This window comes from Pseudomonas baltica, from assembly GCF_031880315.1.
In the GTDB taxonomy this organism is placed as follows: domain Bacteria; phylum Pseudomonadota; class Gammaproteobacteria; order Pseudomonadales; family Pseudomonadaceae; genus Aquipseudomonas.
Map to the genome: position 1 here is coordinate 1,386,973 of NZ_CP134771.1, position 11,631 is coordinate 1,398,603.

Below are 11,631 nucleotides of genomic sequence, written 5' to 3' on the forward strand. Positions count from 1 at the left end.
CGCCCAGAAGGGGCTAGCTCGACGTATTTGGAGGCCGGTTCAGCTCTTTGACGACTGAACCTTGCCAACAGCCACTAGTAAAGTCAAAAAAATGGTCATAGTCAAATTTATGGCGACTTTAGTACCCACTTTCAAACACGACTAGCCGAACAGATGGTATACCTTCGCCGCGTTGTTCGCTTGGCGAATCTGCATGACCTCGTCAAACAAGGCTTGACGTTCGCCCGTCGCGGCGTCGATCACGGTTTTGTAGACAAAAAGCAGTTTTTCCAGACTGTTACGTATTTCACCCTCATGCGCCTTGAGGTCGGGTGCCCCCGTCAACGCGTCGACGCAATCGCGGCAAGCGAGATCAAGCTGGGCGATAGTCGACCAGTCACGACGCTCCAGCGCGCCCTCCATCGCTTCGCGGGTTTCTTCGATACGCTGCATTGCAACCGACATGGCGGAGACCTCAGGGGCTTGCGGACTGTCAGGCATCTTGAACACCGGACTATGCGACAGGAGCGATGGCATCCCAACCTTCCTTGACCGTGATCATCAGGCCAGCGACTTCGTCGATGATCTTGGGATCGGTCTTGATATTGGCTTCAGTCAAGCGCGTCATCATGTAGGTGTAGAGGGCATCGACACGAGCCAGCTCTTTGGCCGAGTTGGTCATGTCCAGGCCTTCACGCAGGCCGCCGATCAGCGCGACGGCACGAGTGATCGCCAGGCCTTTGCCGGGCACGTCCTTGCGTGCGATGGCGCCCTTGGCCTGGGCCAGGCGATCGAGCACGCCTTGCATCAACATTTGCACCAGGCGATGAGGACTGGCCTCGGAAGTCTGCGCCTGAGCAGTGACGTTCTGGTATTGCCGAAGAGCTCGCATCGGGTTCATTTGCTTGCCTCACCACAACTGAAGTGACTTGTATATTCTCTGTATCGACGCAAAGCGACAATACTTTAGCCAAAAAGTCAAAAGCCCGGCACATGTCTGCACATGGCCGGGCTTTTGCTGAACGACATCAGGATTTCGAAGCGTTCAAGCTATCGAAGAACGACGTGATGCTGGTGGCCTGCGCTTTCATCTGACCTACCAGGGTGTCCATGGCGTTGTACTTGGCCGTGAGGGTTGCCGTGAACGATTCGACGTGCAGGTCCAATGCGGTCTGCTTGTCGGCCAGGTCCGACTTGGTCTTGTTCAGCTGAGTGCTGCGCTGATCAAGAATGCCGCCTGTCTGCGTATATGGAGTCAATACTGCGGTCATTTTTGCAACGACACCGTTGGTACCGGAGAACATCGCCTGCACCTTGCTGCCCAGCCCCTTATCGGTCATGGCAGTGCTGAACGCGGTGCTGTCGAATTTCAGCTGGCCAGTGGTGAAGTCAGTGGTGATACCCAGCTGCGACAGCACCGTCAGGCTCCCTGACGTCGTACTAGGCGTCGTCAGCACACTGCTCAACGCGGCCTTCAACGAGCGCGGGAGCGAATCGCCTGTCAACGCACCACTGACTACGTTGCCGTCAGTATCGGTCGTGGTGGCCGTCAGCGAATTCACCGCCGTGAGCAGCGTGTTGTAGGCGGTCACAAACGACTGAAGCGAGGATTGCAGCCCGGAGGTGTTGGTGGCCACGGTAACGGTCGCCGGATTGCCGACGTTGGTTGCCGTCAACGTCATGCTGATGCCGCCGATCGCACTGCTGACGGTATTGCTGGAGCTGGTCACGGACAAGCCATCGACCGTCAGGGTGGCGTCCCCGCCCTGGGTGATGTATCCACCCGCCGAGCTGGAACTGGAGAACGCAGTGGTGCCATCCACCGTCAGCTCGGGGATCCCGCTCATGGTCAGGTCGTTGCCCGCCCCTGTGGTCGAGGAGGTCAATACCAACCGCGAACCACTGGTGTCGGTGATGATGTTGGCAGTAATGCCTTTGGACTGCAGCGAGCTGTTGATCGAGTCACGCACGGTCTGCAGAGTTGCGCCGGAACCGACCGCCACGCTGTAGTTAGTGCCATTTTGACTGATCTGCAAGGTACCACTCGAAATAGCACTGGCTGAACCGCCAGAGAACGACGCGCTGGCTATTTTCGATGCGGTCGCCAGCTTTGACACTTCAATGCTGTAACTACCGGCCACGGCAGTGTTGTCCGCCGTCGCAGTAATTGTGCTGCTCGATGACGTCGCGGCAAACGCGTTGAAAGCCGGAGTAGTGGTACTGCCCAGGGTGGTCAAAGCGGTTTGATACGCAGCCATGGCACTCTTGAGCGTGCCGACAGCCGAAATGCTCGCGGTGTTCTGCGTGGTGCCAGTCGTGATCTGCGTCTGCGCCGCCAGCTTGTCCGAGTCGACAAGAGCGGTCACGATCGAGTTGATATCCAGACCCGAGCCCAGGCCCGTGGATGTGGTAATAGGACTCGTCATGTGGATCTCCTAGAATTATCGCCGGTCTTTCGACCTGCGCACGCCTGCGTATCAGCGTGAAAACACGTTGCGTGCCAGTTCTCAGACTTTGCCGTTGAACAGCACGCTACCTTGCTTGCTCATGTTATCGGCCAGCTTGAGCGCTTCTTCAGTCGGCATCTGACGAATGACCTCGCCCGTCTCGGTGGACACCACCTTGACGATCGCAATGCCATGCACCTGATCAATAGAAAACTCCAGGTCACGCTCGGAAGCCTTGATGTACTGGTCGATCGCCTTGACGGCAGACTGAACATTCGCAGCGTTCACGGACGGATCCGCGGAGTCGGTAGAGGCCCCAGTGACGACAGTCGATACAAGCTTGTCGGCCGTACCGGTGGTTTCGCTCGAAGGCTGTGTCGCTGGTGTATAAGCAGTATTGAGCTTGACGTTCACGTCCATTTGCAGGACCTCCAAAAGAAAAAAAGCGAGAGAGCACGCTGAGCGCCCTCTCCCGCCGAAGCCTAAGCTTTAAACAGTCTTACTGGAGCAGTTTCAGTACAGCGGATGGCAGTTGGTTAGCCTGTGCCAGTACTGCGGTAGAAGCTTGCTGCAGGGTTTGCTGTTTGGTCAGGTTAGCAGTTTCCGAAGCGAAGTCGGTATCCTGAATACGACCCAGTGCAGCAGTTGCGTTCTGGTTCACGTTTTGCAAGTTGGAGATGGTGCTGGTCAGACGGTTTTGCGAAGCACCCAGGTTTGCACGAGTGGAGTTGATGGTCTGCAGAGCGGCGTCGATAGCGGTGATCGCAGCGGAGGTGTTCGCTGGAGCACTACCAGTAGTACCGCCAGTACCAGTGATCGAGATGCTGCTGCCGACACCCAGGGTGTTGGCGTCGAAGCTGGTGCTCAGAGTCAAGGTAATGGTGTTGGCCGAACCGGTGTTCGAACCGACTTGCAGGTTCATGGTGCCAGCCGAACCGTCCAGCAGGTTTTTGCCGTTGAGGTTGGTCGACGACGAGATACGGGTCAATTCAGCCGACATCTGGGTGAATTCAGCGTTCAGTGCAACGCGGTCGCTGGAGCTGTTCGAGTCGTTCGCAGACTGCACGGCCAGTTCACGCATACGCTGCAGGATCGAAGTCGATTCTTGCAGAGCGCCTTCAGCGGTCTGAGCCATCGAGATACCGTCGTTGGCGTTCTTGATTGCTACGGTCTGGCCACGAATCTGGCTAGTTTCCTTGGTAGCGATCTGCAGGCCGGCGGCGTCATCTTTTGCGCTGTTGATTTTCAGGCCAGAAGACAGACGAGTCATGGAGGTGGTCAGAGCATCGGAAGCTTTGTTCAGGTTGTTTTGAACGGCCAAAGATGCAACGTTGGTGTTTACGCCTAACATAATGAATTCCTCGTGGTTTGGGTACTGGTCCGGCCCTGGCTACAGCCGGTGTGGCCTAGAGAACCTTCGTAATAGTTATCGTCGTGGTGGGCGTTTGCTTGAGCCCTTTTTCAAAGTTTTTTTGCCGTTTTTGCCAGAACCCGTGTAAATCAAGGCCCCGAACAAACTTTGACGCCAAAAAAGCTTTCACGACGATCCGTTGCCCTGTGAACCGCGTCACACTCCGAGGCTTACGCCTCTTCCTGCGCCAACAGTTGCAGCAGATCTACTTCCAAGGTATCGGCCAGTCCCAACCAATCTTGACGCTCTTGTGCCTGTAATAATGCATTCAACACCACGGGGCATTGCCGGGCCACGTCAGGCGGGCAGCCCACCAGCGCTTTGATCAAACCGTCGAAGATTTCAACCATCCGCAGCGCCGCTTCCACATCGCGCCCAAGGCGAAACAGTGCTGCACACTCGCGTACCTGATGCTCAAAGGCGAGATCGACACTCATGCCACGAACTCCGGGTGGTAGTGCGTCCCGGCGATCAGCGCGCCGTCCCGACTGGTATTGAAGAACTGCACCTGCGGATGACGGGCGATGAAGCGCTCCAGCTCCAGCAGGTAACTGCGAAAGTTGAGCTGGGTCTTGACCCGCTGGCCGTGGCCATCGTGCAACCAGTAACGCGCGGCCTTCACCGACGGGCCCAGTTCGCTGTCGAGCCAGCCGGCGTGGGTCTTGTCATGGGGAAAGGCAAAGTCGGCGCCGAACAGGGTGATCCGTCGGGCGCCCATCTTCACCGCCAGGTCCACGGCCGGATGCAACACGCTGCCTGCGGTATGCAAGCTGCCGCGAGGCAGGCGCTGGCGCATCGCGTCGAACAGTGGGCTGGCGGAATAGCCTGCATAGCGTGGGCCCTGCCAGCGCTGCAGGACATCCGCCGGCACCAGCGGCAGGTACACCAGCGTCACCGCCTGGGAGTCGTCTGGCGGCAGATAGCGCTCACTGATCAACTGATCGACGCTGACCACCAGGTCGGGGACGATGCCCTGCTTGCGCAGCGGCCGGTACGCCGTGTCGACGCAGATGATCAAAGGCCGCTCGGCCCGTGCTGCAATCGCCTTGAGCGCCGCGAAATGCTGTTCAAGGCTCGGCCCGGTGGCAATCACCAGCACCTCGCGCCCCTGCAAGGTATCGAACAACCGGGCCACATCGGGGTCGCTGCGTACTAGTGTTTCGGTCTCTTGCAGGCGCTGAAGCAAATGCGGTTGCGCGGCCGCAAAGTGGCGGTTGTTGAAGGCCAGGTGGGTCTCGCTCACGAGGCGATCGCGCATCCGTGCGTTGAAATCATCGGCCAGCACCATTTCGCCAGGCAGGGCGAAGAACGGCAAGGCCATCTCGACTTGCTCCCCCGCCAGGCTCAGCTCGACCCGCGGATCGCCGAGCCACAGGCGCTGGTCGAGCAAGCCCAGAACCATCACGAACAGCGCGCTGTTGACGATGTACACCTGCAAGGTCCGCAGCGCTGGACGCTCGAGCAAGACCCCCTGCAGATCGCCCAGCGCCGTCCCGTACAGATGCACCACCGTACTGTCGAGCGCCAGGCTGTCGGCCTGCAACCGCGCCTCGCCTACCCGATCGTAACGGCTGGTCAACTGCACCCCGTCGATGCTCAGGGTCGAACCACAGCCCGTGACCCGCGGCGACAGGGCCGTGAGGTCCTCGCCTTGCAGCCGCGCCCACAGCGCCGGCCAGCGGCGCTCGAGGACCTCCCCGTTAGCCTGGAATGTTTCGTTCATGGTGCTGTGGTTCCCTGAAAACGACTGCGCCCAAGGTTAACTCACCTTGGGCGCAGACACACGGCTGGCGGGGCTCCCTGCGTTGCGGGAGCGAGCGTGGCTCAAGGCCGATAGATGATCGCCGAGCCCCACGACAGACCGACACCGAAGCCGCTCAGGGCCACGCGCTTCCAGCTGGAGTCAAGCACGTGCTTTTCCAGCAGCAGCGGTACGCTGGAGGACACCGTGTTGCCGGTTTCGAGCATGTCCTTGACGAACTTCTCCGGCGGCGCAGCTTCGAACCGGCGAGCCACGGCGTCGACGATCGCGGCGCTGCCCTGGTGGATACAGAAGGCGTCGATATCGTCAGCACTGAAACCCGACTCATCGAGCAATTCGTGCAAATGCGCCGGCACTTTGAGCAGGGCGAAGTTGAACACCTGACGACCGTTCATGAAGAACACGCCATCGCTGACCTTCAGGTGCGGCGCGCCGGAGCCGTCGGTGCCGAATTTGGCCTTGCCCAACTGCCAGGGAGCATCTTCGCCCATCCAGGTGGCCGTGGCGGCATCGCCGAACAGCATGGTGGTATTGCGGTCTTCAGGGTCGACGATTTTCGAATACGGGTCGGCGGTGATCAGCAGGCCGTTCTTCAGGCCTGCGGCCTCCATGAAGCCTTTCATCGCGTAGAGGCCGTAGACATAACCCGAGCAGCCCAGGGAGATGTCGAACGCGGCGACGTGGGTCGGCAAGCCTAGCTTGTCCTGGACGATCGCGGCCGTGTGCGGCAGGCCTTCTTCGTCGCCGTTCTGAGTGACGACGATCAGCGCGTCGATGGACTCGCGCTTGAGTTGCGGGTTGTTCGCGAACAGGGCGTTGACGGCCTCGACGCACAGGTCGGAGGTTTCTTGCGTGGCGTCCTTGCGTGGCAGGAACGCCGAACCGATCTTGCCCAGGATGAAGTCTTCGTCCTTGGCAAATTTGGCACCCTGCGCGTAGTTATCGACGCCGGCCTTCGGCACGTAACTCGCTATGCTTTTTATGCCAATCATTCTGGCTTCCCAATAATAAACCGCTGAATATCACCCCTCGGATGGATCGAGGGGCCGACAGATACCGGCGCCGTGCGGCTCACAAGGGGCAGCAACCGACGGTGCCAAGGCGCGAAGGGTCGGCCATTCGGCCACGCAGCTACTTCAACGCCCACAAAAACATGACAATGGGATGCACTTCGTGACCCATAGGTCACGCCAATATAACGTCTGTGTCGTATTTTGTGACATTTTGCACGAAGGTTTAATGCACGAGGAGCAATTGCAGGCGGATGCCACAGCGCGGCAAGGCGAAGCCCACGAGGGGCCCCTATCGATCGTTCATGAAGCGATTCAGAGTATCGATCAGTCGCGCCTGCGCCGCGTCGCCCAGCGTGTGGTACAGCGGAATCGATAGAATCTGCTGGCTCTGCGCGGCCTCTTGCGCCCGCGCCGGTATCTTCAATTGCCGGTATGGCGGGTGCTCGGCAATGGTCAGCGGGTAGTGAATGTTGGTCTGGATGCCGTGGCCGGTCAGGTATTCCTTCAGAGCATCACGGTAGCGGCAAGTGACCACGAACAGATGCCAGACATGGCCCTCACGGTCCGTGACCTTGGGCACGTTGATCAGCGGATTGCGGATCTGCGCGCTGAAACGTTCGGCAATGACGCGACGGCGCTCGGTGTCGGCGTCCAGCCGGGCCAGCTTGACCCGCAACATAGCCGCCTGGATTTCATCCAGACGGCTGTTCACCCCCGCGTACTCATGCTGGTATTTGATCCGCGAGCCGTAGTTGCCCAACGCCCGCACCAGCGTCGCCAGTGCCGCGTCGCCGCACACCACAGCCCCTGCGTCGCCCAAGGCACCGAGGTTCTTGCCCGGATAGAAACTGAACGCCCCGGCGTCACCCCAGCTGCCCGCCTTGCGCCCCTGCAAACTGGCACCGTGAGCCTGGGCGCAATCTTCCAGCACCAACAGGCCATGCTGACGGGCCAGCGCCATTAGCTCGGGCATCGGCGCCAGTTGTCCGTACAGATGCACCGGCACAATCAAGCGGGTCTTGCCGGTAATGGCCGCCGCCACTGCACCGACGTCCAGGTTGAAAGTGGTCAGATCGGTATCCACCAATACCGGCGTCAGGCCGTTTTCGGCGATGGCGGCAATGGTGGCGATAAAGGTGTTGTGCTGCACGATCACCTCATCACCGTCGCGCAGCCTGCCCTGCTCCTTCCAGGCACGAATCACCAGCGTCAGGGCATCGAGACCGTTGGCGACCCCCACTGCGTGGCTCACGCCGCAATAACCGGAAAAGTCGGCCTCGAAGCCAGCCAGTTCCTCGCCCATCAAGTACCAACCCGAATCGATGACCCGCGCACAGGCCGCCTTCAACTCATCCGCGTATTCGTGATTGATGGCCTGCAGGTCAAGGAAGGGAATCGTCGTTGCCGTTGTCGTCACAGGTTCACCATGCTTTGGAACGTTGCATAATCGCGCACATAGTCGGCTTCGTCATAGAGGCTATCGGCGAGCACCATCAGCACACAATCGGGGGAAAAGTCATACATCACTCGCCACAGGAATGACTCGATCAACAAGCCCTGGCAAGGGTTATCAAGACGGAAGTCGATTTTCTCCTTGCCGTCATCGAGCAGGAAACGGCACGAGCCGCGCACCGCGACCGCGACCTGTTTCAAGGACTTGTGCGCATGATGGCCGCGCTCGACCCCTTCCCCCGTTTCGAACATGTAGTACACACGCTTGACCTGAAAAGGAATGTTCTTGCCTTCTTCCAGAGCGATCAACGAGCCGCGGTCGTCACCGTGGGTCTGCAACTGCAAAAACTGAATATTCATCGAGAGTGTCCAGGACGGGAATCGACTTCACCGATTGTCAGCCATCGCACCACGGCCTCGGCATCGATCGAATAGCCTTTGTAGTAAAGCTCGCGAGAAGCCACCGTATTCGCCTGATAGCGGATGTAGTTCATGTCGACCCCGACAATGTCAGCCAGGTTGGAATAGCACGACAGCGCGCCGATCTCTTCAGCCATCCAGCACAGCGCCCTGGCGCCTGGCGAGGCAAAGATGATATTGGTCCACGCCGCGCCCGTTGGCCCGACGATGATATCGGCGTTGGCCATGATTGCCACTTGATGGTGGATATCCTGCTCTTCCATGTAGACGCACTCGAACCCCAGTGGCTCGAGACGTGCCAGGATTTCAGCCTGGTTGTAAGGCCGCAGAAACCCCTTGCGCCCCAGAAACACTCGTTTGGGCAGCGCCGTCCGGTCAATCTCGGCCGCCAGCGACAAGCCTTTTTCACGCAAGAAGCCGATGGATTCAGGCCGGGAAAAATTGTAGTTGGGCTGGCAATGCGCCGAGCCTTTGTAATTGAAGATGCCGTTATTCGGCGCACTGATCATCAACAGGTCCCCGACGCAGTACGAAGCGACGCTCTTGAGCAGCACTAACGGACGGGTAATGCCCATGGCGTCCAACATGGCCTTGATCGCAGGAATGCTCTGGCTATGTTCGGAAATCAACAGCGGATAAGCGTCATATTCGCCGGGCAGCTCGCGCACGAATTGCAGCTGGCTGATGATCTCCAGCACCCAATGGTAGTAGTTGGTCTCGGTACCGCCGCTTACCAGCACCCCGCGCTCCAGATACTCCGGGGCCGTTCCCACTCGCGCCAAGGCGAAAGCGTCGCCATGGAAGACCAGATGCCCGGTGCTGTAGTCGGCGCTGTCGATGATCGCGGTGGTGACGCGCTCATTGATCAGGCGTCCCGCAGGGAGGATGACCGTGCGCGAAATCGAACGGACCTGCCCATCGGCAAAACGATACAACGCCACTTCAGGCACGGTGATGGCGGTGGCTGGCACTTCTCGCCCGACGTCATGTGGCCCCTGCACGCTGCCCGCCTGGGCCTTGCGAAACACGTGGACCTTGTTCGCCTCGGCCTCATCGAGCCATTGCAGGGCAAAGCGTTTGACGTCGCTGTTTGCAGCAAACATATGCGTGTACAGCAGATCGGAGACCCACCCCGGACGTCGACACAGCAACACGTAGCCAAACTGCTCAAGACGCCAGCGCAGGCGCTGGAATAAACCTGGCTTGGTCTGGTGATGAAAGAAAACGCTGACTTTATCTGCGCTGATCGCCAGTTCATTGACCAGTTGCGGATAAATCTCCTGGTAGTAATCGCTGGCGATGATGATCTGATCAAACACCAGCTCGCTCAGGCGTGCAGGCGCGTAAATGACTTTACCGAACAGCGCCTGCCCCTGTTTTTCACGGTTGTTATCCACAAACCCGATCACGTCGAGGCTGCCACGGCTGTTGCGATAGAAATTGACCCCGCCGGCGCCGGTGCCAAAGATCAACGTTCGGTTTTTTTTATTTGCCATCACGCGCGCTCAACCCTTGTTGATAATGTTGCCACGGATCTGCGCCACGCCTTTTTCATCCAGGTCGCGTCGTGTGCGGATCGGTGTCAGCTCGCCCTTGATCAGGCAATTGATGTCATCAATAGCGGTCCTTTTGCTATTCCCGTTGGACTTGCCCAGCAAGTAGCGCAGCGACAGGCGAAACCGTTCCGACTCATGGGCCACCGGCCGAGTACCGTGCAGGACGCAATTGTGCCAAAGCCCGACATAGCCGGGGCCGCCAATCAGCTTCTGGTCGCGGCATTGCAAGCTGTTGCCCTGCTCATCGCTGTACAGCCAGCGGTCGCCTTCCAGGTGTTGCAGCCGATGGGGGAACAGCGTGGCGCCTAGCCGGTGACTGCCGGGCATCAGGTGCAGAGGCGAATCATGTTCGGTGACGTCATGCAGATAGACATACAGCGTCATGAAGGTGGAAGGGTCCAGCTCCACTCGCCCCTGGGGCCAATCGATGATGTCCTGGTGGAAGTCGATGCCGCGAAAATAAGTGATGTCACGCATGGGCTTCTTGATATAAGGGCCCAGGTTGGCCACGTTGACGTCACGGATTTTCTCCCGTATCCAGTCCGGCAGCCAGGCATCGGGTACTCCGCACACGGCTTTTTTGACCACGACTTCGTAGTCATCGCCCAGCAGTTCATCGAGTACGGCGCTCAGGCGTGGATCCTGCTCGATGAATTGCAGCTGCGGCTCGAACTGATTGAGGAAGTTGAACGTCCTGGTAGGGTTGGCGTTGAAATGGTTTTCTTGCGCCAGGTACTCGGCCTCGTCCATGAACAGGCTGGCGTCGAAAACCCGGGCCTTGATCATTGCCTGGTAAAGGGCCTGGGTGCGAGGCACGTCGAGGATTTCCCCGAACACGTGTGCGCCCTGCTCCATCAGGTTGTCGACGCAGGTTTGCATGCTCTCTATCGCCTACCGTTGCTGTTGATCTCGGTTATCTTATCGGCTTGCCAGGCGCGACATTGATAGCCACCGTGAAAATTTCCCGAGTGCAGGCGCGGGGTCGGCGAATCGCCGAAAACCGCAGTCGACTCATGCCGACCTTTTGCCTTGCAAACGGTGAATCAGAGGCTCGAGCGACGGCCGCCTGGCTTGCCACTCATCCCGAGTGATACCCAGCATCACGACGTCAAGGCGCTTGCCGTCCTTGAGGATATTCTGGCGGCGGACCCCCTCCCGTACAAAGCCGAACTTCTCATGCATGCCGATGACCGCCGTATTGCTGTGCAGCACTTCGCAATTGAGTTTTTCGAGGCCCGCGCCATCGAAAGCATGATCGAGCAGCCAGAATTCCACGAGGCTGCCAAAGCCCTTGCCCTGCACCTGCGGGTCCAGGTAGAACGCCCAGTCGGCGGTCTTTTGCGTGGCACTGATAGCGTTCAGCGAGACGATGCCGATGGGCTGCTCGTCGAGCATGACCACAAACACCGACTGGCGCGCGTTGCCCCTCAATGAATCGAGCCAGGCCTGATGTTCGACCTCGCCGATTTCATGGGAGGTGTACATGTACCTGCGCACGTCCGGCTGATTCCTCAGCTGCCGCACACGCGCCTGAACGTCGGCGTCAGCGTCCAGCAAGGGTAAAAACTGCATGGGCTATCTCCCTGTATGG

General features: G+C 59.0%; 13 protein-coding genes. All 13 read right to left on the minus strand.

The genetic code is table 11. The features are described from left to right. Nucleotides 1-141 precede the first annotated feature (141 nt). The 13 genes from REH34_RS06020 to pseH all read right to left on the minus strand — a co-directional run bounded on the left by REH34_RS06020 (nt 142) and on the right by pseH (nt 11,612). Nucleotides 142-444, minus strand: coding sequence for a flagellar protein FliT (locus tag REH34_RS06020; protein WP_226505974.1), 303 nt, complete (start codon nt 442-444; stop codon nt 142-144). Nucleotides 445-493: 49 nt separating this feature from the next. Further along, on the minus strand, nt 494-880 hold the full coding sequence (gene fliS / locus REH34_RS06025) for a flagellar export chaperone FliS (RefSeq protein WP_311971088.1): 387 nt from the start codon (nt 878-880) through the stop codon (nt 494-496). 127 nt (nt 881-1,007) lie between these two features. Then, nucleotides 1,008-2,405, minus strand: coding sequence for a flagellar filament capping protein FliD (fliD, locus tag REH34_RS06030; RefSeq protein WP_311971089.1), 1,398 nt, complete (start codon nt 2,403-2,405; stop codon nt 1,008-1,010). 81 nt (nt 2,406-2,486) lie between these two features. Then, nucleotides 2,487-2,846 carry a flagellar protein FlaG gene (locus tag REH34_RS06035; RefSeq protein ID WP_226505753.1) on the minus strand — a complete coding sequence of 120 codons (360 nt, stop codon included), beginning with the start codon at nt 2,844-2,846 and terminating at the stop codon, nt 2,487-2,489. A gap of 79 nt (nt 2,847-2,925) precedes the next feature. Then, entirely contained in the window at nt 2,926-3,780 is an 855-nt protein-coding gene (locus REH34_RS06040; RefSeq protein ID WP_226505975.1) for a flagellin domain-containing protein, read from the minus strand. Nucleotides 3,781-4,007: 227 nt separating this feature from the next. Then, complete coding sequence (locus REH34_RS06045; RefSeq protein WP_226505754.1) at nt 4,008-4,274, minus strand: hypothetical protein; 267 nt, start codon at nt 4,272-4,274, stop codon at nt 4,008-4,010. Beyond that, complete coding sequence (locus REH34_RS06050) at nt 4,271-5,560, minus strand: 6-hydroxymethylpterin diphosphokinase MptE-like protein (protein ID WP_311971090.1); 1,290 nt, start codon at nt 5,558-5,560, stop codon at nt 4,271-4,273. Before REH34_RS06050 ends, REH34_RS06045 begins: the two co-directional genes overlap by 4 nt. 101 nt (nt 5,561-5,661) lie before the next feature. Then, on the minus strand, nt 5,662-6,591 hold the full coding sequence (locus REH34_RS06055) for a ketoacyl-ACP synthase III (RefSeq protein WP_226505756.1): 930 nt from the start codon (nt 6,589-6,591) through the stop codon (nt 5,662-5,664). A gap of 310 nt (nt 6,592-6,901) precedes the next feature. Beyond that, nucleotides 6,902-8,029, minus strand: a complete 1,128-nt coding sequence (locus REH34_RS06060; protein WP_311971091.1) for a DegT/DnrJ/EryC1/StrS family aminotransferase — start codon at nt 8,027-8,029, stop codon at nt 6,902-6,904. After that, the gene (locus REH34_RS06065; protein ID WP_226505758.1) at nt 8,026-8,424 is read right to left on the minus strand and encodes an FdtA/QdtA family cupin domain-containing protein; all 399 of its coding nucleotides are present in this window, start codon (nt 8,422-8,424) and stop codon (nt 8,026-8,028) included. The genes REH34_RS06060 and REH34_RS06065 overlap by 4 nt, the downstream gene beginning before the upstream one ends. Next, a complete protein-coding gene (locus REH34_RS06070; RefSeq protein WP_311971092.1) occupies nt 8,421-9,980 on the minus strand; it encodes a glycosyltransferase 61 family protein in 1,560 nt (519 codons plus the stop codon). Before REH34_RS06070 ends, REH34_RS06065 begins: the two co-directional genes overlap by 4 nt. 9 nt (nt 9,981-9,989) lie before the next feature. Then, a complete protein-coding gene (locus REH34_RS06075) occupies nt 9,990-10,919 on the minus strand; it encodes a phytanoyl-CoA dioxygenase family protein (RefSeq protein WP_311971093.1) in 930 nt (309 codons plus the stop codon). A 132-nt stretch (nt 10,920-11,051) separates the two neighbouring features. After that, nucleotides 11,052-11,612 (minus strand): UDP-4-amino-4,6-dideoxy-N-acetyl-beta-L-altrosamine N-acetyltransferase, encoded by a 561-nt coding sequence (pseH, locus tag REH34_RS06080; protein WP_226505761.1) that lies wholly within the window; start codon nt 11,610-11,612, stop codon nt 11,052-11,054. Between the last annotated feature and the right edge of the window lie 19 nt (nt 11,613-11,631).

Excerpts from the sequence above, each read along its gene's own strand:
- fliS (WP_311971088.1), bottom strand. The coding sequence starts at position 880 with ATGAACCCGATGCGAGCTCTTCGGCAATACCAGAACGTCACTGCTCAG.
- REH34_RS06065 (WP_226505758.1), bottom strand. The coding sequence starts at position 8,424 with ATGAATATTCAGTTTTTGCAGTTGCAGACCCACGGTGACGACCGCGGC.
- REH34_RS06070 (WP_311971092.1), bottom strand. The coding sequence starts at position 9,980 with ATGGCAAATAAAAAAAACCGAACGTTGATCTTTGGCACCGGCGCCGGC.
- REH34_RS06055 (WP_226505756.1), bottom strand. The coding sequence starts at position 6,591 with ATGATTGGCATAAAAAGCATAGCGAGTTACGTGCCGAAGGCCGGCGTC.
- REH34_RS06035 (WP_226505753.1), bottom strand. The coding sequence starts at position 2,846 with ATGGACGTGAACGTCAAGCTCAATACTGCTTATACACCAGCGACACAG.
- pseH (WP_226505761.1), bottom strand. The coding sequence starts at position 11,612 with ATGCAGTTTTTACCCTTGCTGGACGCTGACGCCGACGTTCAGGCGCGT.
- REH34_RS06075 (WP_311971093.1), bottom strand. The coding sequence starts at position 10,919 with ATGCAAACCTGCGTCGACAACCTGATGGAGCAGGGCGCACACGTGTTC.
- fliD (WP_311971089.1), bottom strand. The coding sequence starts at position 2,405 with ATGACGAGTCCTATTACCACATCCACGGGCCTGGGCTCGGGTCTGGAT.
- REH34_RS06045 (WP_226505754.1), bottom strand. The coding sequence starts at position 4,274 with ATGAGTGTCGATCTCGCCTTTGAGCATCAGGTACGCGAGTGTGCAGCA.
- REH34_RS06020 (WP_226505974.1), bottom strand. The coding sequence starts at position 444 with ATGTCGGTTGCAATGCAGCGTATCGAAGAAACCCGCGAAGCGATGGAG.
- REH34_RS06050 (WP_311971090.1), bottom strand. The coding sequence starts at position 5,560 with ATGAACGAAACATTCCAGGCTAACGGGGAGGTCCTCGAGCGCCGCTGG.